This window comes from Marinobacter zhejiangensis (genome assembly GCF_900114775.1).
Lineage (GTDB): Bacteria > Pseudomonadota > Gammaproteobacteria > Pseudomonadales > Oleiphilaceae > Marinobacter > Marinobacter zhejiangensis.
On record NZ_FOUE01000001.1, the window covers coordinates 627,939 to 652,990 of the forward strand.

General features: G+C 58.7%; 21 protein-coding genes. 7 read left to right on the forward strand and 14 right to left on the reverse strand.

Annotation, left to right across the window (positions count from 1 at the left end; translation table 11 throughout):
• Nucleotides 1–51 precede the first annotated feature (51 nt).
• Nucleotides 52–2,250, forward strand: a complete 2,199-nt coding sequence (locus BMZ67_RS02785) for a two-component system response regulator (RefSeq protein WP_092020376.1) — start codon at nt 52–54, stop codon at nt 2,248–2,250.
• A gap of 16 nt (nt 2,251–2,266) precedes the next feature.
• On the opposite strand, the gene pdxR is transcribed toward BMZ67_RS02785, so the two are convergent.
• A complete protein-coding gene (gene pdxR / locus BMZ67_RS02790) occupies nt 2,267–3,784 on the reverse strand; it encodes a MocR-like pyridoxine biosynthesis transcription factor PdxR (RefSeq protein ID WP_092020377.1) in 1,518 nt (505 codons plus the stop codon).
• Nucleotides 3,785–3,922: 138 nt separating this feature from the next.
• On the opposite strand from pdxR, the gene BMZ67_RS02795 reads away from it, so the two are divergent.
• From BMZ67_RS02795 to BMZ67_RS02820, 6 genes are all read left to right on the forward strand, one after another.
• A complete protein-coding gene (locus tag BMZ67_RS02795; protein WP_092020378.1) occupies nt 3,923–4,738 on the forward strand; it encodes a YggS family pyridoxal phosphate-dependent enzyme in 816 nt (271 codons plus the stop codon).
• A 90-nt stretch (nt 4,739–4,828) separates the two neighbouring features.
• On the forward strand, nt 4,829–6,067 hold the full coding sequence (locus tag BMZ67_RS02800) for an aspartate aminotransferase family protein (RefSeq protein ID WP_092020379.1): 1,239 nt from the start codon (nt 4,829–4,831) through the stop codon (nt 6,065–6,067).
• A 14-nt stretch (nt 6,068–6,081) separates the two neighbouring features.
• Complete coding sequence (gene glyA, locus BMZ67_RS02805) at nt 6,082–7,350, forward strand: serine hydroxymethyltransferase (protein WP_092020380.1); 1,269 nt, start codon at nt 6,082–6,084, stop codon at nt 7,348–7,350.
• Nucleotides 7,351–7,686: 336 nt separating this feature from the next.
• Nucleotides 7,687–9,261: a purple acid phosphatase family protein gene (locus BMZ67_RS02810; RefSeq protein ID WP_175481817.1), complete on the forward strand. Its 1,575-nt coding sequence runs from the start codon at nt 7,687–7,689 to the stop codon at nt 9,259–9,261.
• Nucleotides 9,261–9,824, forward strand: coding sequence for a DUF3299 domain-containing protein (locus BMZ67_RS02815; RefSeq protein WP_092020909.1), 564 nt, complete (start codon nt 9,261–9,263; stop codon nt 9,822–9,824). Before BMZ67_RS02810 ends, BMZ67_RS02815 begins: the two co-directional genes overlap by 1 nt.
• 39 nt (nt 9,825–9,863) lie before the next feature.
• Nucleotides 9,864–12,344: a PKD domain-containing protein gene (locus tag BMZ67_RS02820; protein ID WP_092020381.1), complete on the forward strand. Its 2,481-nt coding sequence runs from the start codon at nt 9,864–9,866 to the stop codon at nt 12,342–12,344.
• Nucleotides 12,345–12,459: 115 nt separating this feature from the next.
• Here the strand turns inward: BMZ67_RS02820 and glmS are convergent, their stop codons facing one another.
• The 13 genes from glmS to BMZ67_RS02885 all read right to left on the reverse strand — a co-directional run bounded on the left by glmS (nt 12,460) and on the right by BMZ67_RS02885 (nt 25,040).
• On the reverse strand, nt 12,460–14,292 hold the full coding sequence (gene glmS / locus BMZ67_RS02825) for a glutamine--fructose-6-phosphate transaminase (isomerizing) (protein WP_092020382.1): 1,833 nt from the start codon (nt 14,290–14,292) through the stop codon (nt 12,460–12,462).
• A 45-nt stretch (nt 14,293–14,337) separates the two neighbouring features.
• Nucleotides 14,338–15,705, reverse strand: coding sequence for a bifunctional UDP-N-acetylglucosamine diphosphorylase/glucosamine-1-phosphate N-acetyltransferase GlmU (glmU, locus tag BMZ67_RS02830; protein ID WP_092020383.1), 1,368 nt, complete (start codon nt 15,703–15,705; stop codon nt 14,338–14,340).
• Nucleotides 15,706–15,857: 152 nt separating this feature from the next.
• On the reverse strand, nt 15,858–16,280 hold the full coding sequence (locus BMZ67_RS02835; RefSeq protein WP_092020384.1) for a F0F1 ATP synthase subunit epsilon: 423 nt from the start codon (nt 16,278–16,280) through the stop codon (nt 15,858–15,860).
• A 45-nt stretch (nt 16,281–16,325) separates the two neighbouring features.
• Nucleotides 16,326–17,714, reverse strand: a complete 1,389-nt coding sequence (atpD, locus tag BMZ67_RS02840) for a F0F1 ATP synthase subunit beta (RefSeq protein ID WP_092020385.1) — start codon at nt 17,712–17,714, stop codon at nt 16,326–16,328.
• Between the two features lie 56 nt (nt 17,715–17,770).
• Complete coding sequence (atpG, locus tag BMZ67_RS02845) at nt 17,771–18,637, reverse strand: F0F1 ATP synthase subunit gamma (protein ID WP_092020386.1); 867 nt, start codon at nt 18,635–18,637, stop codon at nt 17,771–17,773.
• A gap of 74 nt (nt 18,638–18,711) precedes the next feature.
• Nucleotides 18,712–20,256, reverse strand: coding sequence for a F0F1 ATP synthase subunit alpha (atpA, locus tag BMZ67_RS02850; protein ID WP_092020387.1), 1,545 nt, complete (start codon nt 20,254–20,256; stop codon nt 18,712–18,714).
• A 28-nt stretch (nt 20,257–20,284) separates the two neighbouring features.
• Nucleotides 20,285–20,821 carry a F0F1 ATP synthase subunit delta gene (locus BMZ67_RS02855; RefSeq protein WP_092020388.1) on the reverse strand — a complete coding sequence of 179 codons (537 nt, stop codon included), beginning with the start codon at nt 20,819–20,821 and terminating at the stop codon, nt 20,285–20,287.
• A gap of 15 nt (nt 20,822–20,836) precedes the next feature.
• Complete coding sequence (locus BMZ67_RS02860) at nt 20,837–21,307, reverse strand: F0F1 ATP synthase subunit B (protein WP_092020389.1); 471 nt, start codon at nt 21,305–21,307, stop codon at nt 20,837–20,839.
• A 67-nt stretch (nt 21,308–21,374) separates the two neighbouring features.
• The gene (atpE, locus tag BMZ67_RS02865; RefSeq protein WP_091812395.1) at nt 21,375–21,632 is read right to left on the reverse strand and encodes a F0F1 ATP synthase subunit C; all 258 of its coding nucleotides are present in this window, start codon (nt 21,630–21,632) and stop codon (nt 21,375–21,377) included.
• A 100-nt stretch (nt 21,633–21,732) separates the two neighbouring features.
• Nucleotides 21,733–22,605: a F0F1 ATP synthase subunit A gene (atpB, locus tag BMZ67_RS02870; protein WP_092020390.1), complete on the reverse strand. Its 873-nt coding sequence runs from the start codon at nt 22,603–22,605 to the stop codon at nt 21,733–21,735.
• Nucleotides 22,606–22,624: 19 nt separating this feature from the next.
• Nucleotides 22,625–23,023: a F0F1 ATP synthase subunit I gene (locus BMZ67_RS02875; protein ID WP_092020391.1), complete on the reverse strand. Its 399-nt coding sequence runs from the start codon at nt 23,021–23,023 to the stop codon at nt 22,625–22,627.
• 303 nt (nt 23,024–23,326) lie between these two features.
• On the reverse strand, nt 23,327–24,202 hold the full coding sequence (locus BMZ67_RS02880; RefSeq protein ID WP_092020392.1) for a ParB/RepB/Spo0J family partition protein: 876 nt from the start codon (nt 24,200–24,202) through the stop codon (nt 23,327–23,329).
• A gap of 43 nt (nt 24,203–24,245) precedes the next feature.
• On the reverse strand, nt 24,246–25,040 hold the full coding sequence (locus BMZ67_RS02885) for a ParA family protein (protein ID WP_092020393.1): 795 nt from the start codon (nt 25,038–25,040) through the stop codon (nt 24,246–24,248).
• Nucleotides 25,041–25,052: the final 12 nt, after the last annotated feature.

Below are 25,052 nucleotides of genomic sequence, written 5' to 3' on the forward strand. Positions count from 1 at the left end.
AATGGTCTAACCTTTACTAATGGCACAAACGTACAACTTTGGAGATTTGCCATGGACGACAGCAAATTGCCGGACAAGCCCCTGATATTGCTGGTCGACGATGAACCCAACAACCTGCGAATCCTGACCGATACCTTGCGCTTTGACTACGAACTGGCCATCGCAACGAGCGGTGCCAATGCGCTGCAGTTCATCGAAAGCGACTCCATGCCGGACCTCATCCTGCTGGATGTGATGATGCCGGGCATGGACGGTTACCAGGTCTGCCAGGCCCTGAAGAGCAATCCGGACTACAGCCACATCCCGGTGTTGTTTGTCACTGCCGCCACCGACAGCGAGTCCGAAGAAAAGGGCTTTCGGATGGGCGCTGTGGACTATATCCACAAGCCATACAACCGCTCCGTCGTCATGGCCAGAATCCGCTCTCACCTCTCGGTACATGGCATGATGGAGCGCTTGTCTCATACCGCCTCCAAGCTGGACGCCTCCATAGCCAGCGAAGTGCAGACCGGGCGGGCAGGGCCCGATGGCCCGGCCTTCTCGCCCCAGGGTGTCCTGCTTGACGCCGTGTTCAGTCAGGCCATGGAGGGCATCACGGTGACCGATGCTTCAGGCGCCATTAAGGCGGTGAACCCGGCCTTTACCCGCATTACCGGCTACACGTCCGAGGACGTACTCAATCGAACCCAGGAAGAACTTAGAAAGGGTTTGAAACGCCCCGAGCTGTCAGCGGAAATCTGGGAGCGAGTACAAAAAACCGGCTACTGGCAAGGTGAGCTGATCAACCTGCGCAAGAGCGGGGAAACGTACCCGGAGCTGCGAACCATTCGTGCAGTCTCTGATGAACAGGGCCGGACCTCTCACTATGTATCGGTCTTCAGTGACATTTCATCGACCAAAAAGACCCAGAACACCATCGATTTCCTGACCTGGTACGATTCCCTGACCTCACTACCCAACCGGATGCTGCTCCTTGAACGCCTGGAGGCTTCGGTGCAGCTGTGTAACAGCAGTGAAAACGTGGCGGCAGTGATTATTGTGGATATCGACCGCTTCAAGGCCGTCAACGATTCCCTGGGACTCGAAGCCGGCGACCGGGTGCTGACCATCATTTCTGAGCGTTTGCTGGAGCTGATGAGTAGCAGCGAAACGGTGGCGAGGATCGCCGGGGATAAATTCGCCGTCCTGCTGTCGCCCCGAACCTGCCAGTGCCAGCGTAAGGCGAGCCGGGCGCTGGAGATCGCCACCCGTATTCAGGAACGGCTGGGTGAGCCCATCGTTATGGACGACGAAAAGCTCAAACTCAGTGTAACCCAGGGCGTTACCCTGATCCCCGGCACGGTTCCGGAAAGCGCCCATGATGTGCTCAGAAACGCCGAGATGGCCCATGCCAAGGCCAAACAGGAGAAGATGGGAGACATTGTTTTCTTTAATGAGCGCATGGGGCGGGAGGCCATGGAACAGTTCCAACTCAGTCAGGCACTGCGCAATGCCATTCCCGGGCACGAACTGATCGTCTACCTGCAGTCCCAGCACGATATCCATGGTCAGGTCGTCGGGGCCGAAGCCCTGCTGCGCTGGCAGCATCCGAAACTTGGCATGGTCTCACCCGCAGACTTCATCCCCCTGGCGGAAGCCGAGGGCACGATCAGTGAGCTCGACCGCTGGGTGCTGGAGCAGGTCATGGCGATCACCAGGGCCCATCAGAAAAACCTGGGGTTAATACGACTGGCCGTCAATATCAGTCCCAGCCACTTTGCCCGCGACGACTTTGTCAGCCATATCATGAGCGGTCTTCGCAAACATCGTATCGGTGGCCACCATCTCGTCCTGGAACTGACGGAAAACCTGATGATCCAGGAAATCACAACGGTGGTCAGCAAGCTGCGCGCCCTGGCAGGGCTGGGCATTGAAGTGTCGATTGACGATTTCGGCACCGGCTATTCCAGCCTGAGCTACCTGCAACAACTGCCCATTCAGGAACTCAAGATTGACCGCTCCTTCACCCAGGCAATCAGCTGCCCCCAGACTGGCCACCCCATCGTCTCGATGATTCACAATATGGCAGCGGCACTGGATTTGCGTACCGTGGTCGAAGGTGTAGAGACCGCCGAACAACTGAGTTACCTGAAGCATTACCCCAACACGGTGATTCAGGGCTATTACTTCAGCAAACCACTGCCCGCCGATCAGTGGGTTGAGGACAACCTGAACCCACAAAATCTACAACAGCCGGGCCTCCAGGCGTAGGTTACCAGCAAAGTCCTCAGGGGCGGCCGTTTGAGGATGCAGCGGAACACCGGGCGAGCACCTTGGCGAGCTTTTTGATGGCAGCGTCCAACTCGTAAGGAGCGTGGGCCGCAAACCCCATCAAAAACCCGGCCTGGTGTTCGCTCGACGCATGCAATGCGGTCAGCCCCAACAGGTCAATGCCGGCCAAGCGTGCCGACTCCACTACCTCAGCTTCGGGCATGTCGCGAATGAACACGCATGGCATCTGAAGCCCCCCGGCCGGTACTCGTGGCTCCACGAAGTCAGACAAGTGCTTCCGTACCAGCTCCGCCAGCACGTTGCGCCGTTCGGCGTAAATGGCACGCATGGTCCGGACATGCGCGCCGAAATGACCGCCCTCGATGAAGCGCGCCAGGGTAAGTTGCGGGATCGGGGCGCTGTGGCCATCCAGCAAGGTACGAGCCACCGTCATGGGCGTCACGAGTTGCGAAGGTAGGACCATGTAGCCGATACGCAATCCCGGAAACAGGGATTTGGTGAAGGTGCCGATATAGACCGTCCGCTCGTAGGGGTCCAGCCCCTGCACACAGGCCGTCGGCTTGCCTGCGTAATGGAATTCGCTGTCGTAATCATCTTCAATGATCCAGCTCTGGTTCTGCCTGGCCCATTCGATCACCGCCAGGCGCCGGTCCAGGGACAGCGTTGCTCCGGTCGGGAACTGGTGCGACGGCGTCAGGAACACCGCCCTTGCCGGTTCACCGGGTGCCTTCGCGGCCTCAAGCAACTGCGCCACCTGTAAACCATCAGCATCCAGTGGCACTGGCACACATGCCAGTCCGGCCGCATCGAAGGCTTTCCGCGCCCCGTGGTACACCGGGTCTTCGATAAAGATCCGGTCGCCGGCATCCAGCAACACAGTGGCACACAGTGTCAGGGCCTGCTGAGTGCTGGTCAGTACCAGTACCTGTTCGGGGCTGGCCCGAGCCCCGCGTTCAAGGTTGACGTAATCGGCGATAGCACGCCGCAATGGCTCCATGCCCTGTGGCGGACTGTGCAGCAACGCCTGGGTGCCATACTCCTTCAACACCTGTCGCTCCAGCCTCTCCCAGGTTTGTAGAGGAAAGCTACGCGTTTCCGGCACACCAGGGGCGAAGGGGCGAGACCTCAGGAAGTCTCGCACCCCCCCACCCTGAAACATCGCCGTACCCCGCTGGCTAAGCCGTGGTGTTTCGTTGCCGGCTTGCGGACGCCTGGCTCTACCACGTCCCGGCATGCGCTTGGCCCGTTCCGAGACGAAACTGCCGCTGCCCACACGGCGTTCGATGAAACCTTCTGCATGTAACTGGCTGTAGGCCGACTCAACGGTGTCGCGGGAAACCCCCAATGATTGCGCCAGGGTGCGTGACGCGGGCAAGGGTCGGCCTACCTCAAGCGCGCCATCAAGGATCAACTGGCGAATGGCCCGCTGCACACGCGCATGCAGGGGTAAGGCGCCATGAACCGGGTCACCCATCCAGGCTTTGACGGATTCAAGTTGCGCGTGTCTGAACAATTGGTTGGTATCTCTTCGTAAAATTGGTGGGGAACATCCAGCCATTTTACGGCTAAAAATACCGTTTACAAACCGCCCACTACGAACCACACCAAAATCCGCTGCTATGCCCACACAACCCCGCAGGAGGGATCGCTGATGTCAGTACCCCCTGACATACAGACCGTTCATGACAAGCACGGTCGTTACCCCGAGGCCACGTCAGTGGAGGATTTCACGCAGAACCTGGCTGAGGTAAAGGCACGCATTGAGGCCGCCTGCCTCCGTGCCGGCCGTGATCCAGCAACGGTGCGTCTGTTACCGGTCAGTAAAACCAAGCCCGAGACCAGCCTCCGCCAGGCCTATGCCGCCGGTTGCCGGATGCTGGGTGAAAACAAGGTGCAAGAGGCACAGTGGAAGTGGCAGGCAATGCAGGACCTGAGTGACCTGCAGTGGTCGGTCATCGGTCACCTGCAAACCAATAAGGCTAAGTTGGTTGCGCGTTTTGCCAGCGAATTCCAGGCACTGGACAGCCTGCGCGTGGCGGAAGCGCTGGATCGCCGACTGCAGATCGAAGGCCGTTCACTGGACGTGTTCGTTCAGGTCAACACCTCCGGCGAAGCCAGCAAGTACGGCCTTTCCCCCGAAGACGTACCGGCCTTCATCCAGGCCTTGCCGGCGTTTACCGCATTACGCGTACGAGGGCTGATGACGCTGGCACTGTTTTCCAGCGAGGCTGAACGGGTACGCCAATGCTTTGTGCGGTTACGCAACCTACGCGACCGGCTGCGGCAGAGCGCGCCGGCAGCGATCGGGCTGGATGAGTTGTCGATGGGCATGTCCGGCGACTTCGAGATTGCCATTGAAGAGGGCGCCACAGTGGTCCGTGTCGGCCAGGCCATCTTTGGCGCTCGCCCTCTGAAGAATAGCCACTTCTGGCCCGGCGAAACCAGCGCCGAGGAGCCACCATTGTGATCCTCCCCTTTTCCACTCCCCGCCAGACCAAGCACGGTCTGGGCGGGTGCTACGTCAATTTACGACCGATTTGAACGTGAGGACTCTTCGATGCAAACTGCCACTTCCCACCTGATGCAGGCCTATGACCGCCAGCCCGTTTCGTTCGTACGTGGCGACGGTGCGCGGCTGTGGGATGAGCAAGGTGAGGAATATCTGGACGCCATCGCGGGTGTCGCAGTCACCAGTCTTGGCCACGCCCACCCGGAAATCACCGCCGTCATTGCCGAGCAGGCCGGGTTGCTGCTGCACACCTCCAACGTCTTCCGAATCCACTGGCAGGAACAGCTGGGCGAGCGCCTGTGTGCACTGGCCGGTATGCAAAAGGCCTTCTTCTGCAACTCCGGCGCGGAAGCCAACGAAACCGCCCTGAAGGTGGCCAGGCTGTATGGCCATCGCAAACAGATCCCGGAACCCAAGATCCTTGTTATGGACAACGGCTTTCACGGCCGTACCATCGCAACGCTTTCCGCCACCGGCAGCCCCGGCAACCACCAGGGCTTCGAGCCATTACTGCCAGGCTTTCTGCGGGTGCCCCACAACGACATCGAAGCAGTGCGGCAGGCGGCTGCCCGGGAGTCCGGCATCGTTGCAGTGCTGATTGAGCCTGTACAGGGTGAAGGTGGCATTCGCGTGGCCAGTGCCGACTACCTGCATGAGCTGCGAGAGGTGTGCGACCAACAGGGCTGGCTGCTGATGCTGGACGAGATTCAGACCGGCCTGGGCCGCACCGGCACCCTGTTCGGGCATGAGCACGCGGGCATCACCCCCGACGTGGTGACGCTGGCGAAAGCGCTGGGCAATGGTTTTCCCATCGGCACCTGCCTGGCCCGTGGCGCAGCCGCAAACCTGTTCTCTCCCGGTCAGCACGGCTCCACGTTTGGTGGCAACCCGCTGGCCTGCCGCGTCGCCTGCACCGTGCTCGACATTCTGACCCGCGACAGCCTGCCGGAGCGGGCCGCCAGGCTGGGTACTCGCCTGTTATCCGGGTTACAGGCAGCCCTGGGCGATCACCCGGACATCACTGCCATCCGCGGTAAAGGACTGATGGTCGGGATTGAGCTGAACCGGAATTGCCAGGAACTGGTGGCGCGGGCACTCAAGGAGCAACACCTGCTCATCACGGTAACCCGCGACCGTGTCATCCGGCTGCTCCCGCCGCTGATTTGCGATGAAAAGCAGATCGACGACATCGTGGTGCGGGTGAGTGACTTGCTGTCCACCAGCACAGCGACCAAGCCGCCCCTCGCCGAAGCCGCAGCCAGCTTCCAACTCAACGTTTCCGAATGATAGGCCCTAGCCCCATGTACGACGCTTATATAACCCTCGCTGACTTCGACCCCGAACTGGCCGAAGCCGTCCGGCATGAAGAACGCCGCCAGGAGGATCACGCTGAACTGATCGCCTCCGAGAACTACGCCAGCCCGCTGGTCATGGCTATTCAGAGCTCGGTGTTCACCAACAAGTACGCCGAAGGTTATCCCGGCAAACGCTACTACAGCGGCTGCGAGCACGTGGATACGGCGGAGCGCCTGGCCATTGAGCGGGCCCGGGCGCTGTTTAACTGTGACTATGCCAACGTCCAGCCCCATTCTGGTGCCCAGGCCAACGCAGCGGTGTTCCTGGCGCTGACCAATCCCGGCGACACCGTGATGGGGATGAACCTGGCTCAGGGCGGCCATCTGACCCACGGTAATCCGTCCAACTTTTCCGGTCGCCACTACAGGATCGTGCCCTATGGACTCGACCCCGAGACCGGGCTGATCGACTATGACGAGATGGAGCGCATTGCCCTGGAGGCCCGACCCAAGATGCTCATCGGTGGCTTCTCAGCCTATTCCCGTCACAAGGACTGGGCGCGGATGCGCGCGATCGCCGACAAAGTGGGCGCGATCTTCTGGGTAGACATGGCCCATGTTGCAGGCCTGGTGGCGGCCGGCGAATACCCTGACCCACTGCCCCACGCTCACGTCGTAACCAGCACCACCCACAAGACCCTGCGGGGCCCCCGGGGCGGAATCATCCTCGCGAAAGGACAGGACGAGGATTTCTGCAAGAAGCTCAATTCAGCGGTCTTTCCCGGTATCCAGGGCGGCCCGCTGATGCACGTGATTGCCGCCAAAGCGGTGGCTTTCAGAGAGGCGCTGCAGCCTGAGTTCAGGGCCTACCAGCGCCAGGTCCTGAGTAATGCCCGGGCCATGGCTGCCGTGATCCAGAGCCGGGGCTACCGGATCGTGTCCAATGGCACCGACAACCACCTGATACTGATCGACCTCTCCAGCCTGCCGTATACCGGCAAGGATGCTGACGCCGCGCTGAGCGACGCCTATATCACCACGAACAAGAATTCAGTCCCGAACGACCCACGGTCGCCCTTTGTGACCTCAGGGCTGCGTATCGGTACTCCGGCAGTGACGACACGGGGCCTTGGCGTGGCTGAATGTGAACAACTTGCCGGCTGGCTGTGCGATGTACTGGATGCCTTGACCTCAGGCGAACAGGCGTTGGCAAAGGTTCGTCGTCGGGTACGCGAACACGTGGTGGCGTTGTGTCGCCGCTACCCGGTGTACTGAACGCTGCCAACCGATACCGGGTGATGGGCCCAAAGCTCTAGCTGGCTCTTCACCCCGTGCGGCATCCCAGACCTCCCCTCCCAGACCCTCGTGTCGGCAGCGCTGCTGCTTGGAGCCGACGGCCACCCCGCAATGCCAAAAATTGGCCTGATCGGCCAGCCTCTGCCGCGCCAAACGTCATGGAAGCGCCACAAGTCACCGTTAGCATGCGCACCACATCTTCCAGCCCGTCATGCAGTAGTTGAACGGTGAGAGACGTCAGTATCTTCATCCGCTGAAACAGACGCTCCGGGCTTGGTAGCAGCTGCCAACTGAAGAATCCGGAGCGCCAGAACCATGAAGACAACCGAACAATCCGTCAGTCCGATCGACCGTACCCGACGAACCCTGGTCGCAAGCATGGGTGGCATGGCCGCCCTGGGCTTGTCCGGATGTGGTGGAGGCAGCGATTCAAGCAACCCCGAAGCTGGGGGGACAACGCCAACACCGCCAAAAAACAACGGGAATGACCCCACGCCTCCGGTTGATAACGTGGTTCCGGATATCCCCGACACCGACCTGTACCCGTCCGACGGCAGCCATCCCCCCCGAGGGGTGCATGCAAGCATAACGGGCGACCCACATACTTCACGGACCATCACCTGGTTTACCGATGGGCTGGAGCCTCCGCTTTCGTTCGTTCGGTTTTCCCAGGATTCGTCCATCTTCGACGCCCAGGGCAACCCCCGGGTGCCGCTGGAACACAGCGTGACCAGTGAGGAAAGCGATACCTTCGGCGTTGCGGCCAAAACTCATCGGGCCACGCTCACGGCCCTCGATCCCGAGCTGCCCATTTTCTATCAGGTGGGTTCGGATATCGGCGGCTGGTCGAGGATCTACACCCTGCCTCCCCTGCCGACAGAGCAATGGACATTTGTACATTACGGCGACCAGGGGACAACCGACAACGCGCAAAAGCTGCACGCCGAACTTCTCCGGCACCCCAAACACCTGTGCCTGATTGCCGGTGACTTGTCCTACGCCAATGGCGACCAGGTGATCTGGGACCTGTGGTTCGACCAGAACGAACCCCATATGGCAAGCACCGTGACGCTGGCGGCCCCAGGCAACCACGAGAATAAAGATGGTGCTCTCCTGGAGTCCGCCGGTGGCTTCAAGACCCGGCTGTCGCACCCACAGCCCGACATTTCCGTGGTGGCGTCCAACCCAGGCAGCACCTTTTACAGCTTCGACATCAACCGGGTTCATTTCCTGGTCAGCAGTGCCGGTGCCGTTATTGAAGACTTCTCCCTTCCCGAGGAGCTCATCAACATGGAAGTGGACCTGTCCAAGGCGGCTTTGCGCCGCCTTGCCGGAGAGATTGACTTTATTGTCGTGGTACAACACTACCCAATCTGGACCGATCAGGAAGGACGGTCGCCCGCCAACTTTACCCTGGTCGCACTTCAGGAGCAGATCCTGGTGCGCTACGGCGTGGATTTGCTACTGGTCGGACACGATCACATCTACCAACGCTCAGCCCCGATGTTTTACGGCATCCCGAACCCCCAGGGTTATGTTCAGGTGCTTGCCGGCACCGGTGGAGCATCCGTCCGTCTCTTCGACGAAGCCCCGCAGGCCTGGAGCGAATCCGAGTTCGTGGGCATCGGGTTTGTCACCTACGACGTCGAGCCCGGGCGAATCCGGGCCAACTTTTGGGGAGCCGGACCCGAAGGCCTTGATGACAGCTCCCGTCAAACGGTCACCGAAGCCTTCTCAATCCGCGATTCCTTCGAAGTCCACAAGCGGTCGTTGCTTTCAGCCAGGGAGCACGCCGTCCTGCCGAGGGACAAGTCTGAAATCCTGAAAAACTATGCGCTGGTGGCCTACGACACCAAGCAGCGCAACCACCGGGACGAGCACGAGTGCTGATGGCGCGCCGGATTGCCCGATGGGTGGGCACTGTCGTTGGAGGTAGCCGCTTTGTGCTACTGACACTGGCCATCGTTGCCCAGCCCGTGTCGGTGCAGGCTGAGCCCCGTCTGCTTGGTTGGCAGGACCTGGTCCCCCTTGGGTGGCCCGACCGCGACCCACTGGATGGCCAGGATATTTCCCAGCTGGACGATGGTGACCCGGAAGCCCAACGTCTGTATGCCGTGCTCAGGGAGTATTTGGACAACGCCCCGGTCGTTCCATCGCTGGACAATGAAACCGTTGCCATACCCGGCTTTGTCGTTCCTCTGCGCTTCGAACCTCAAACCCAAACGATTCAGGAATTCCTGCTGGTTCCTTTCAGCGGCGCCTGTATTCATGTGCCACCACCGGCAAGCAACCAGATCATTCTGGTAAACGCCGAGCTCGCCGCCAGGCAGTTCCCGGCACATCCAGACGCACCGGTTCTGGTCACCGGCCGGCTCAGCATCGAACACGCCGAATCCGAACTCGCCGTTTCAAGTTATCGGCTGGATGCCAGCCAGATTACCCCTTACCGCTAAAAAACTGACACCTGGAACCTAACCTCTCTGGAGACATCCATGCACCGTTACTGGACCATCGCATTGCTGACCGCCACCTTATCCTTGACCGGCTGTGGCGGCTCATCGTCGGACAATGAACAGCCCCAGCCCCCGGACAAACAACAGCCCGCCCAACCCGATCCGCCTCCAACCGATGGAACCGCCGACATCAGCGTCAACGCAGGCGCGGACCTCACCGTCAATGAGGCCGATGAATTTACTCTCTACGGCAGTAGCGAGCTGACCGGGCAGAGTGATCAACCCGTCGTGCGGGTGCTCTGGACGCAGCTCGAAGGGCCTTTTGCCGCGGTACTGACCCAGCCCGATCAGAACCTGGTTAGCTTTAGTGCGCCCCAGGTGGAAGGCAACGGCAACACACTGGTGTTCCAGTTCGAGGTCGAAACACTGGACGGCCAGATCTATACGGATAAGGTCACTGTGACGGTGCGCGATGTAATTGCGAATACACTACCGGAGGTGTTTGCCGGGCAAGACCGCTCGGTGATTGGCGGCGAACCCTTCACCCTGGTGGGCACCGCCGCGGACGACGATGGCATAGCGTCAGTGCGTTGGAGCCTGGTCGACCCCGTCGAGCCGATATCGATCAGCGGTGCCGAGACCCAACAGGCAACCGTTACCCTGCCCAGGGTCTCCGAAAACCGGACCTACCGCTTTGCTTTCCAGGCTGTGGATAACCACGGCGGGGCGTCCGTGGACGTGGTTGCCGTGACCGCCCAACCTGCGGTCACCAACACCGCCCCGGTACTCCAGGGTCTGCAAGTGAACCCGGGCGTAGCAACCGGCGGCGAATACGTAGCGCTTCAGGCTCAGGCGATAGATGCCGAAAACGATGCCATCCAGTATGAATGGACGCAGTCACCGAACGACCCATTCCCCCTGGCCATCCGCGAAGCCTCCGCCGCCAACGCCCAGATTGTTGTGCCGGAGTTGAGTGATCCAGTCACCCTGAACTTTACCGTGACGGTCACCGATGGCGCCCTCCAGGACAGCCGTTCGGCAGAGCTTCAGATTGTGCCCCGAGCAGAACCCAAGCCCGGCTTTTTCGACTGCCTGTTCAACCCGTTTCAGGCGGACTGCCCGCTGCAACTGATTGGTGACTTGATCGGGGATGGCGGTGTGCTGCGATGCGAGGATAACCCATTCTCGCTCGACTGCCCCTTGAACACCCTGGCCCGGGTCAGCCCGCCGATTGCGGAATGTCTGGTCGAGCCAACTCTGGAAGGATGCGCGCAGGTTCTCGGACAACTAGCAGACCCACTGTTCGTTTTCCGTACCCTGCCCAGGCCGGATATGGCTTCTGAATGCACCCCAGCTTTTGATGAGCTGAGTTTTGAGCATTACGCCGGGGTTATCCACGGTCACACCGGCTATTCCGATGGCGCCATCGGATCCCGCCCTGCCACCGCATTTGATCGTGTGGCCCAGCAAGGCCACAGCTTCATGGCGGTCACAGACCACTCGGACAATGCCCGCCTGCCCCTGACCGTCACCGGCGACTGCTTTTCCGAACAGTTCCTGGACTGCCTGATTGCCGATGCGGAAAACCCCGAAGACAGCTTCCGTAAGTGGTACGCCACCCGGGATCAGGCGCTGGAAGCTTCCAGCCCGACATTCACTGCGCTGCGCGGGTTAGAGTGGACCTCTGACCGCTTCGGGCACCTGAATGTGCTCTTCTCCGATCACGTGATCAATGCCAAGACCGGTCCCGGCTACCTGGTGTCCATGGGGCTGTTCTGGCAGTGGTTCCTGTACCCGGATTTCCTGGGTGGTGGCAATGACGGCGTATTGGTGTTCAACCACCCCGGCCGGGAAGACCTGTTTGAGAACATCCTGTCGACCATCCCCGGTGGCGGTGACCCGGCCTTTGCCTTTAACAACTTCGAACACGTTCCCGGAGCAAACATGCGGGTGGTGGGCCTTGAGGTGTTTGGCAAAGGCTCCGAGTACGACAGCGCCGGGCGAGGCGGCAGCTGGCTGTCTTACGCCCTCGACAAAGGCTGGTACCTGGGTGCCGTCGGATCGGAAGATCACCATGGCACCAGCTGGGGCGCTCCGTCCTTACCGAAAACGGTGATGATTGCCCGTTCCAACAGTGTCAGTGACCTGAAAGAAGCCATGCTGGCCCGTCGGTTCTATGCCGTCGCCCAGAACTTCAATGATATCCGGATGGATTTCCGCATCGACAACGCCCCCATGGGTTCGCGACTTGGCCGCTCCGAGGGGTTCACCCTGCAGGGACGGTTCGAGGTCAATCGCGGCCCCGAAGCGTTTAACAGCGTGGTGGAAATGGTGACCCGGGGCAATCGCGTGGTACAGACGTTTTCAGGATCGCAGAGTACGTTCAGTATCGATGTTTCAGCGGATGAGCCGTACTACTTCCTCAGGGTCAGGAATCCTGAAACCGGGCGTCCGGTGGCGTTCTCCAGCCCGATCTGGGTAGAAGCGGATGCGGCACCGAAGCCGTTGTGCCGATACTAGGCCAGGACAAGCCTGCCGCTAACACGAAAAAGCCTTCTACCCCGGCTGGGGGTAGAAGGCTGTTCAGGCACTGCGATGAGGGTGACCGGAGTGGCCCTTTGCCAACCGGCAGGCCTTATTCCACGGTTACGCTCTTGGCCAGGTTCCGCGGCTGGTCCACGTCGGTGCCCTTGAGCACGGCAACGTGATAGGACAGCAGCTGCAGCGGCAAGGTATACACGATGGGCGCGGTGATGCTGTGAACTCCGGGGATCTGCATGACATGAATGCCAGGTTGCTCTTTCAGCTCCGCGTCACCGTCAGCAAACACAAACAGCTCGCCGCCCCGTGCCCGGACTTCTTCCAGGTTCGACTTCAGTTTTTCCAGCAGCTCATTGTTGGGAGCCACCGTCACCACCGGCATTTCGCTGTCGACCAGCGCAAGCGGGCCATGTTTCAGCTCACCCGCCGGGTAGGCTTCGGCGTGGATGTAGGAAATCTCCTTGAGCTTGAGCGCCCCTTCCATCGCTACCGGGTACATCGCGCCACGGCCAAGGAACAGGCTATGGTTCTTGTCGATGAAGGCACGGCTCAATTCGGCAATCTTGCCATCCAGCGCCAGCGCATCGTCAATCTGACCCGGCAGCTGGTGCAAGGCCGTTACGATATCCGCTTCCCGTTCCTCACTCAGGCCGTTATGACGGGCCAGTGCCAGGGTAAAGATCAGCAGCGACACCAGCTGGGTAGTGAACGCCTTGGTGGAGGCCACACCAATCTCGGGTCCGGCATGGGTCATGATCACCAGGTCGGATTCCCGTACCAGCGAGCTTCCCGGCACGTTACAAATGGCAAGCGCAGCACGGAATCCCGCCTGCTTGGCCTGGCGCAACGCCGCCAGGGTGTCTGCCGTCTCCCCGGACTGGGAAATGCACAGGAACAGGGTGTCTGGCTGGATGACGTGTTTGCGATAGCGGTATTCCGACGCCACTTCCACCGAGCAGGCAATCCCGGCCAGCTCCTCAATCCAGTAACGGGCCACCATGCCGGCATGGTAACTGGTGCCACAGGCAATGATCTGGACATGGCGAACATCGGCCAGCAGTTCATTGGCACCGGTGCCAAGCGCCTGCTCCAGCACCCGGCGGTCGGTAATACGGCCTTCCATGGTGGCTTTGATCACCTTGGGCTGCTCGTAGATTTCCTTGAGCATGTAGTGACGGAACTCGCCCTTGTCGGCGGAGTCGATGCCGTGTTCGAAGCGGGTGACCACACGCTCAACTGGTGTTCCCTCCCGGTCCCAGATCGTCACGCCGTCACGACGGATGTCCGCCAGGTCACCTTCTTCCAGGAACATGAAGCGGTCCGTGACCGGCAGCAGCGCCAGTTGATCCGAAGCGATGAAATGCTCACCGATACCCACGCCAATCACCAGTGGGCTGCCCTCACGGCACACTACCAGATGATCCGGCTCATCGGCGTGCAAAACAGCCAGCGCATAGGCCCCACGAAGCTGGGCAATCGCCGCCCGTACCGCCTGCAACACATTACCGGCAACCCGATACTCTTTCTCGATCAGGTGCACAACCACTTCAGTGTCGGTCTGGGAGGTAAACTCGAAACCCTCCGCCATCAGGGCCTCGCGCAGCTCCTGATAGTTCTCGATGATGCCATTATGGACGATGGCCAGACGCTCACCGGACATATGGGGGTGAGCGTTGATCTGGGAGGGTTCACCGTGGGTGGCCCAACGGGTGTGAGCAATGCCCAGCGGGCCCTTGCAGGGGTTCTGCTCGACAAAGTCAGCCAGTGCCGAAACCTTGCCCACTTCCCGAGCCCGGTTAATCGATCCGTCCGCCTGTCGCACGGCCATGCCGGCAGAGTCATACCCGCGGTACTCCAACCGCCGCAGTCCCTCAAGCAGAATGCCGTGAACGTCCCTTTCCGATACCGCGCCTACAATGCCACACATGGGGTCTTACCTGCCTTTCGATCAATCTGAATAATTACGATGCTATCACGCTTTCTTTTCGGGACGCTGCCAGTTCTGCACATTACGTTGACGGCCCCGCGCCACGGCCAGTTCGCCCGCCTCAACTGCGCGGGTAATGGTCGATCCAGCACCAATGGTGGCTTTGTCCTCTACTGTAACAGGTGCCACCAACGAGGTGTTGGACCCTACAAAAACGTCATCGCCAATCACCGTCTGATACTTGTTGACGCCGTCATAGTTGCAGGTGATGGTACCGGCACCGACGTTCACGTCCCGCCCCAGGGTCGCATCGCCGACGTAGCTGAGGTGGTTGATCTTGCTGCCCTCGCCCACCACGGCCTTTTTGGTTTCGACGAAGTTGCCCACTTTGGTGTTGGCGGCCAGCCGGGTACCCGGACGCAAACGGGCAAACGGGCCAATCTTGGCATTGCAGCCGACCTCAGCCCCATCGATCACCGAATGGGCTTCGATCACCGCGCCGTCACCAATGGTCGCATCGCGGATGACACAGCCCGGGCCGATGGAAACATGACTGCCGAGGCTGACGTCTCCCTCAAACACCACATTGACGTCTATCAGGATATCGTTCCCGATCTCCAGGTTGCCACGCACATCAACACGGGCCGGGTCCGCCAGGGTGGCGCCTTCGGTCATCAGTCGGTTGGCCTCGCGGCGCTGGAACCAGCGCTCCAGCTCGGCCAGTTGCAGGCGGTTATTCACGCCCTGAACTTCAAATTCGTTGTCCGGCTGGGCGACGTTCACCGCCAGCCCATTGGCCACCGCCATGGCGATGATGTCTGTCAGGTAGTACTCACCCTGAGCGTTGTTATTGGACAGCTTGGGCAGCCAGTCCTTCAGGAATCGCGCTGGCAGCGCCAGGATGCCGGTATTCACTTCGGTGATCCGGTGCTGGTGTTCGTTGGCATCCTTCTGCTCAACGATGGCCAGAACCCGATCACTCTGGTCACGGATGATCCGCCCATAGCCATGGGGGTCTTCCAGGGTGACCGTCAACAATGCCAGTGACTGCTCACTCACCTCGGAAACCAGTCGCTTCAGCGTATCGGCGCTGGTTAAAGGTACATCGCCGTACAACACCAGGACATCCGCATCGTCAGGCACATTGGGCAACGCCTGTGCCACGGCATGACCGGTACCCAGTTGCTGTTCCTGCAACGCCCACTGGAGATCGTCCGCCGGGGTTGCTGCCCTGACCTGATCAGCGCCATGGCCAATGACCCCGTGGATGCCTGCCGCGCCTAACGTCCGGGCGGTGTCGATGACATGATGCAGCATCGGTTTGCCCGCTACCTGGTGCAGCACCTTCGGTAGTGAGGATTTCATCCGCGAGCCCTGGCCGGCGGCCAGAATGACGACGTGAAGCGGGTTCATGGCAGTACGGTCTCCTGTTTGTACGGTGACTCTGGTATCGCTCAGTTATAAAAAAAAAGCCGCAATCCCTGGTTGCGGAAACAGTTACAGAAACCTGCTTCCGCCCCATAAGGATGCGGCTTTGGTGATCAGCAATCCCTGACCGTAAGGACTTACTTCATCTTACGGCGCAGCTGCTGGATGGTCCGAAGCTGAGCAACAGCTTCGGCCAGTTCCGCAGCAGCACGGGAATACTCGAATTCACCGGTCTTGCTGGCGAGCGCCTTCTCGGCGTCGCGCTGGGCTTCTACAGCCGCGGCTTCGTCCACATCCTTTGCACGAACCGCAGTATCAGCCAACAGCGTGACGAGGTTCGGCTGAACCTCGAGATAACCGCCGGAGACGTAAAGAATCTCTTCCTCACCGCCTTGCTTGACCACCCGGACAGGGCCGGGCTTCAATGCAGTCAGCAGCGGAGCGTGACCCGGGGCAATACCCAGGTCACCCTCTGAACCAGCCGCGATCAGCATTTCGATCAGGCCGGAATAGATCTTCTCTTCGGCACTCACCACGTCACAATGCACGGTAATACCCATGTCAGTTGCCTCTTTGGTCGATCCGAAAATTTTGGCTCAGTGGAATTAACCCTTGGCCTTCATTTCCTTCGCTTTCTCGACCGCTTCCTCCATGGATCCTACCATGTAGAAAGCCTGTTCAGGCATATCATCGTATTCACCGTTGAGGATGCCCTTGAAGCTGCTGATGGTTTCCTTCAGCGACACGTACTTACCGGGGGAACCGGTGAATACTTCAGCAACGTGGAACGGCTGGGACAGGAAACGCTCGATCTTACGGGCGCGGGCAACAGTCAGTTTGTCGTCTTCTGACAGTTCGTCCATACCCAGGATCGCGATGATGTCCTTCAGTTCCTTGTAACGCTGCAGGTTGGTCTGCACGCCACGGGCAACTTCGTAGTGCTCTTCACCAATGATCAGCGGATCCAGCTGACGGGAAGTGGAGTCCAGCGGATCGATCGCCGGGTAGATACCCTTGGAGGCGATGTCACGGCTCAGTACCACAGTCGCGTCAAGGTGCGAGAAGGTGGTGGCTGGAGACGGGTCAGTCAAGTCATCCGCCGGTACGTAGACCGCCTGGATAGACGTGATAGAGCCGTTCTTGGTGGAGGTAATACGCTCCTGCAGCTCACCCATTTCCTGGGCCAGAGTCGGCTGGTAACCTACTGCGGAAGGCATACGGCCCAGCAGTGCGGATACTTCAGTACCGGCCAGGGTGTAACGGTAGATGTTGTCTACGAACAACAGTACGTCACGACCTTCGTCACGGAACTTCTCAGCCATGGTCAGGCCGGTCAGTGCCACACGCAGACGGTTTCCTGGGGGCTCGTTCATCTGGCCGTAAACCATGGCCACCTTATCGAGAACGTTGGACTCCTTCATTTCGTAGTAGAAGTCGTTACCTTCCCGGGTCCGCTCACCAACACCGGCGAATACGGAGAGACCGGAGTGCTCTTTCGCGATGTTGTTGATCAGTTCCATCATGTTTACGGTTTTACCAACACCGGCACCACCGAACAGACCAACTTTACCACCCTTGGCGAACGGGCAGATCAGGTCGATAACCTTGATGCCAGTTTCCAGCAGGTCGGCAGAAGCTGACTGGTCAGCATAGCCAGGCGCTTTGCGGTGGATCGCCCAGCGCTCTTCTTCACCGATGTCACCCTGTTCGTCGATGGGACGACCCAGAACGTCCATGATGCGGCCCAGAGTCTGGGTGCCGACCGGGACGGAGATCGGTGCGTTGGTGTTGGTTGCGGTCAGGCCACGCTTGAGGCCTTCGGTGCTGCCCATGGCGATGGTACGAACAACGCCGTCGCCCAGCTGCTGCTGAACTTCCAGAGTTGTGTCGCCACCTTCAAGCAGCAGTGCGTCATACACTTTGGGTACGGAGTCACGTGGGAATTCCACGTCGATAACCGCGCCAATGATCTGAACGATTTGTCCGCTACTCATGCTCGGTTCCTCGTTATCTATATAGTCAATAAAACCAGTAGGACTGTGGGGCAGGATCAGACCGAAGCCGCGCCGCTCACAATCTCCGATATCTCTTGGGTAATAGCTGCCTGACGCGCCTTGTTGTAAGCCAACTGCAGTTCGTCGATGATGCCACCGGCGTTGTCAGTTGCGCTCTTCATGGCGATCATTCGGGCGGCCTGTTCACATGCCAGATTTTCTACCACACCCTGGTACACCTGGGATTCAATGTAACGTGGCAGAAGACCTTCGAGGATCTGCCTGGCATCGGGCTCGTAGAGATAATCCCACTGGCTCTTGATCTCTTCTTCGTCCTTTTCACCTTCCGGCAGGGGCAGCAACTGCTCTACCTTCGGGCTCTGGGTCATGGTGTTCACGAACTCGTTGTGTACCACGTACAAACGGTCGATCTTGCCTTCGTTGTAGGCATCCAGCATGACCTTGACGTTGCCGATGAGTTGGTCAGAACTCGGGCTGTCACCCAGATGGGTCAGCGCCGCAACGACGTTTCCGCCGTAGTTCTGGAAAAAGGAGGTTCCTTTCTGTCCGATGGCGCACAGATCGGTGTCCACACCTTTTTCTTTCCACGCTCGCATTTCACGGACAAGCGCTTTAAACAGGTTGACGTTCAGACCACCGCAAAGGCCCCGGTCCGTCGATACCACGATATAGCCCACACGCTTTACTTCGCGCTCGACCATAAACGGGTGACGATACTGAGCATTTGCCTTCGCAATGTGTCCGATAACCTGAAGCATCTTCTGCGCATACGGGCGAGTGGCCTGCATGCGGTCCTGAGCTTTACGCATCTTACTCGCCGCAACCATTTCCATGGCGCTGGTGATTTTCTGCGTGCTCTTGATGCTGGAAATCTGGTTACGTATTTCTTTTCCGACGGCCATAACTCACTGCCTTCTCAAGTTAGACACTCGCTGACACAAAAGCCGGCCTGCGACTGATCGCAGGCCGAATTCCGTTACCAGCTCTGAGTGGTCTTGAATGTCTCAAGTGCAGCTTTCAGGCCGGCAGCGATTTCGTCGTTGAAATCACCTTTCTCGTTGATCTTGGCCAGAAGCGCGGATTGCTCCGCACGCATCCAGTCCAGAAGCTGGGCTTCGAAAGCCACAACTTTCTCTACGTCAACGTCGTCCAGGAAGCCTTCGTTGGCTGCGAACAGAACCGTACCCATTTCAGCTACAGACAGCGGGCTGTACTGGTTCTGCTTCATGAGTTCGGTAACACGCTGACCGTGCTCGAGCTGCTTACGAGTCGCTTCGTCAAGATCAGAAGCGAACTGTGCGAACGCAGCCAGTTCACGGTACTGGGCCAGAGCCAGACGGATGTTACCGCCGAGCTTCTTCATGATCTTGGTCTGGGCCGCACCACCAACACGGGATACCGAGATACCGGCGTTCATGGCCGGACGGATACCAGAGTTGAACAGGTTGGTTTCCAGGAAGATCTGACCGTCGGTAATGGAGATTACGTTGGTCGGTACGAATGCAGATACGTCACCGGCCTGAGTCTCGATGATCGGCAGAGCGGTCAAGGAACCGGTCTTGCCTTTCACTTCACCATTGGTGAACTGCTCTACGTAGTCAGCATTAACGCGGGATGCGCGCTCCAGCAGACGGGAGTGCAGGTAGAAAACGTCACCTGGGTAAGCTTCACGGCCTGGCGGACGACGCAGCAGCAGGGAGATCTGACGGTAAGCAACGGCCTGCTTGGACAGGTCATCGTATACGATCAGGGCATCTTCACCGCGGTCACGGAAGTATTCACCCATGGCGGTACCGGAGTACGGAGCCAGGAACTGCATCGCAGCAGGATCAGCCGCACCGGCAGCAACCACGATGGTGTGGTCCATGGCGCCGTGCTCTTCCAGCTTGCGCACAACGGCAGCAATGGAAGACTGCTTCTGACCAACGGCAACGTAGATACACTTGATGCCGGTGTTCTTCTGGTTGATGATCGCGTCGATAGCGACAGCGGTCTTACCGATCTGACGGTCACCGATGATCAGCTCACGCTGGCCACGACCGATGGGAACCATGGTGTCGATGGCTTTCAGACCCGTCTGTACCGGCTCGTCAACGGACTGACGAGCGATAACGCCCGGAGCAACCTTTTCGACCGGAGAGGTCAGTTCGGTAGCCAGGTCGCCTTTGCCGTCGATCACGTTACCCAGACCGTCAACAACACGGCCCAGCAGTTCCGGACCTACCGGTACTTCCAGGATGCGACCGGTGCAACGTACTTTCTGACCTTCGGCCAGATCGTCGTAGTCACCCAGCACAACCGCACCAACGGAATCACGCTCCAGGTTCAGAGCCATGCCGTAAGTGCCGTTGGCGAATTCAATCATCTCACCGTACATAACGTCGGCAAGACCGTGGATCAGTACGATGCCGTCAGAAACGGACAGGATCGTACCTTCGTTCTTTGCTTCGGAAGAGATATCGAGCTTCTCGATTCTCTTCTTGATGATGTCACTGATCTCGGATGGATTCAGTTGCTGCATGCCTTTATCCTCAAACCTTGTGCTGAAGTCAGGAGCCCAGAGCCTCGGCCAGCTTTTTCAGCTTACCGCGTACAGATGCATCAATAACCAGATCACCGGCGCGTACAACCACGCCGCCAATCAGAGACTTGTCCATTGATGCGGAGAGTGACACTTGACGCTCGAGTTTAGTCGACAGTGCCTGGGCGAGCTTCTGCTGCTGTTCGTCCGACAGCTCGAAAGCTGTGGTAACGTCGATATCAACAGTGCGCTCCAGTTCAGCGCGGTACGTGTTGAAGAGCGCTGCAATCTCGGGTAGCAGAGCGAGACGACGATTCTCAGCAAGAATCGTGAAGAAGTTGCGGATACCTTCAGACACCGATACTTCGGTGGTCTCAAGGATCAGGTCCGCTTTCTTCTGCTCGTCCATTCCCGGATTAGCGAGAAGCTGTCGAATTACTTCGTTCGCTGTGATTTGCCCTGACACCGTCAGCACTTCAGCCCATTCAGCCAGCTGTTGCTGGGCTTGAGCGGACTGAAAAGCAGCCTTGGCGTAAGGGCGAGCCAGCGTTCTCAGTTCTGCCATGATGAACCTCGTCGTTTACAGTTCTGCTGCCAGCTTTTCCAGCATCTCGCTGTTCTTGGAGGCATCGACAGAGGTTTCCAGGATTTTCTCAGCACCAGCAATCGCAAGTGCGGCAACTTCTGCACGCAGTGCGTCACGAGTCTGATTGCGCTCCTGTTCAATTTCGGCCTTGGCTTGCTCAATCAGCTTCTGACCTTCCTTGCGGGCGTCCTCTTTGGAAGCTTCCACAATTTGGGCGGCACGCTTGTTGGCCTGTTCGATCAGAGTAGCAGCCTGCTGCTTCGCTTCACGCAGTTCCTGGGCTGACTTCTCTTGAGCCAGTTCCAGGTCACGCGCGGCGCGATCAGAGGCAGCCAGTCCGTCCGCGATCTTCTTTTGACGCTCCTGCAGGGCAGCCATGACCGGCGGCCATACGTACTTCATGCAGAAGACAACAAAGATAAAGAACGCGATGGCTTGACCGATAATCGTCAAATTAATGTTCACGTCTTCACCTCTCGCCTGTCGTTTAGTGAATCAACAAACCGGGGCGGGCCCCGGAATGGCGACTCGATTAGCCAGCTACCTGGGCAACAAACGGGTTGGCGAAGGTGAAGAACAGGGCGATACCAACACCGATCATGGTTACGGCGTCGAGCAGACCAGCAACGATGAACATTTTAACCTGCAGCATCGGGGTCATTTCCGGCTGACGCGCAGCGCCTTCCAGGAACTTACCACCGAGGATACCAAAGCCGATAGCAGTACCCAGAGCACCCAGGCCGATCAGCAGTGCAACGGCAATCGCGGTCATTCCAACTACAGTTTCCATGTTAACTCCTAGTTTTACAGTTAAGTTTTCAGTTAATGGTTAGGGTTTAATTCAATTCAAAACGGGTATTACGACAACTCTGTTTCTACTGCCTACTCAATCAGTGACTGTCTTCGTGCGCCATGCTCAGGTACACGATAGTCAGCATCATGAAGATAAAGGCCTGCAGGGTGATAACCAGAATGTGGAAGATCGCCCAGGGCACGGACAGTGTCCACTGTGCCCACAGCGGCAGCAGTGCAATCAGGATGAAGATAAGCTCACCGGCGTACAGGTTACCGAACAGACGCAGAGCCAGGGAGATCGGCTTGGCGATCAGGCTCACGCCTTCCAGCAGGAAGTTCACCGGAACCAGCAGGATCTTCAGGAACAGGTTGTCAGAGGAGAAGGGATGCAGGGTCAGTTCGCCCATGAAGCCGCCCACGCCCTTGACCTTAAGGCTGTAGTAGATGATCAGTGCGAATACCGACAGGGACATACCCAGAGTGACGTTAACGTCGGTGGTCGGTACCACTTTCATGTAGTCAAGACCTGCCATGTGGAACAACTGGGGCAGGAAGTCGACCGGCACCAGGTCCATCAGGTTCATCAAGAAGACCCAGCAGAAGATGGTCAGTGCCAGCGGGGCAATAACCTTGTTGCGACCGTGGAAGGTTTCCTTGACGCTGTTGTCAACGAACTCAACCATCACTTCGACGAAATTCTGCAAACCGCCGGGGATACCACTGGTGGCACGCTTGGCAGCCATACGGAACAGGAACAGGAACAGGACGCCCAGACCAATGGCCCAGCCCATGGAATCCACGTGGATGGCCCAGAAGCCCATGTCGCCGGCTTCTTTAGCGGTTTGAGCCAAGGTCCAGGTACTTTCACTCAGAACAGTGCCATCGGCGCGCACATACTCGGCCGGCAGTTGTCCATAGGTGAGGTTCTGGAGGTGATGCTGGATATATTCAGATGCACTGCCTGCCATAACGTTCTCTCAGGTCCAGTTAATTTCGCTGCGCTCTGCCGTTCGCAAGGAACGGGGTTACCAGATTGGTAACCAGCATGATCGCAAAGGTTAGAAAAAGTGCCGCTACATCAAGCGGCTGAATCCATTTGAACACCATCGTAAACAGGATGGCGCAGAGGATGAGCTTGCCGGCCTCACCCTGATAAAAAGAACTCATGATCTGCTTGGCCGCCCGCGCGCCGGAGTAGCGGAAGGCCTTGAACGCGAAATAACCGTGGGGAAGCAGGAAAACCAGGCCTCCCAGAAAGGCGGAATAACAGGCTACGGGGCTTCTCAACGAGAACGCCAGACCGACGAAAACCAGCACCGCACCCTGGATCAAAAACCATTGTCCAATGGGCGGACGGCGTATGCCGTTCCTGTGTGCCATCGTCATTTATGCCTCAAAAAGTGTCCGCCTAACGGTGGTGGCGAAATAAAGTGCGCACAATCACACCGTAATTAAGCGCGGCAGATTATATGTGTTCAATCCTCATGAATCAATACAACCGCCGGGGCCAGAACCCCCGTAACCGGGCGAAAACGCTAGGCTGGCGGGGAGGCGGACACAAATGGGTATCTGATCCTTTTTTAACCACTATATGTAGTGGTTGCCACGCTGAGTAGACAATTTGATGCCCTACTCAAGTCTCATGAATACAGCACCAAAATGTCACAAAGATGAAACGGGGGGAATTTGTTACTTGATATGGCCCAGAATGCCATCCAGCTCATCAAGCGAACTGTATTCGATCACCAGCTTGCCTTTGCCGCGCTGGCCATGGGCGATGGACACCCTGGCACCCAGACGTTCCGAAAGGTCATCCTGAAGGGCACGAATATTCGGATCGAGCTCGCCGGAGCCGGCGGGCTTGGCGGTTTGACTTTGTTGCTGGAGGCGGCGAACCAGTGCCTCGGTCTGACGAACCGACAGCGACTTGGACACCACCATACGGGCAACCTGCAATTGCTGCTCCGGCGGCAGGGTAAGCATGGCACGGCCATGGCCCATTTCCAGGTCACCATGCTCCAGCATCAGCCGGACATCTTCGGTCAGGCCGATCAGGCGCAGCAGGTTGGTGATGGTGGTGCGGGACTTACCCACAGCTTCCGCGACCTGGGCCTGGGTGAGACCAAACTCTTCCTGCAGGCGCTGAAGCGCAAACGCTTCTTCGATCGGGTTGAGGTTTTCCCGCTGGATGTTCTCGATCAGCGCCATAGCGATGGCGGCTTCGTCGGGCACCTCGCGGATGATGGCCGGGATACGGTCGAGCTCTGCCATCTGGGTGGCGCGCCAGCGACGCTCACCGGCAATCAGTTCATAACGGCCTTCACCAATGGAGCGAACCACCACCGGCTGCATGACACCTTGCTGGCGAATCGAGTCTGCCAACTCCTGCAACGCCGCCGGGTCCATGTCCCGGCGGGGCTGGTAACGGCCACGCTGAATGAGGTCTACCGGCAACTCCCGCAGCTCGCCATCCCGGTCGCGGCTGTCCTGCTCCAGATTTACTTTGGAGCCTGCCAGCAGGGCACCCAGCCCGCGTTCGCCCAATCCTCGTTTTTTCGCCGCCATGGTCTTTATCATTCTTCCGGATTAAATCAGTCAGGTCGTTATGTTACACGGCAACTGCGGCCGATGTCTTTTGCAAACCATGGCGGCGAACCATTTCACCCGCCAGGGCCAGGTAGGCTATGGCGCCCTTGGAGGCGCGGTCGTATTTCAGGGCCGGCAAACCGTAAGAAGGGGCTTCCGCCAGCCGCACATTGCGGGGAATCACCGCGCGGTAGACCTTGTCGCCAAAATATTCGTTGAGCTGGCCGGAGACATCCAGCGTCAGGCTGTTGCGGGGGTCGTACATGGTCCGCAGGATACCCTCTACCTGGAGGTTGGGGTTCACCGTTTCCTTGATCTGCTCAATGGTGTTCATCAAAGCGGCCAAACCTTCCAGGGCATAGTACTCGCACTGCATCGGTATCAGCACCGAGTCGGAGGCCGACAAAGCATTGACGGTCAGCAGGTTCAGCGACGGCGGGCAGTCGATGAGGATGTAGTCGTAGTTGTCACGGACTTCATTCAACGCCATTCGCAGGCGGTGTTCGCGGCCGATCTCGTTCATCAGCTCAACTTCCGCTGCGGTCAGGTCGCCGTTGGTGCCGAGCAGGTCAAACCCGGCGGTGTCGACGTGAATGATGACCTCTGCCGCTGTTGCCCGTTTGGTCAGTACGTCGTAGCCAGACACCTGGAGCTCGTTCTTGTCGACGCCGCTGCCCATGGTCGCGTTACCCTGAGGGTCCATATCCACCAGCAGTACACGACGCTTGGTGGCGGCCAGTGAGGCGGCAAGATTGACGCAGGTTGTGGTTTTACCCACCCCACCTTTCTGGTTGGTGACCGCAATCACACGCGCCATGGTTCGCCTCCT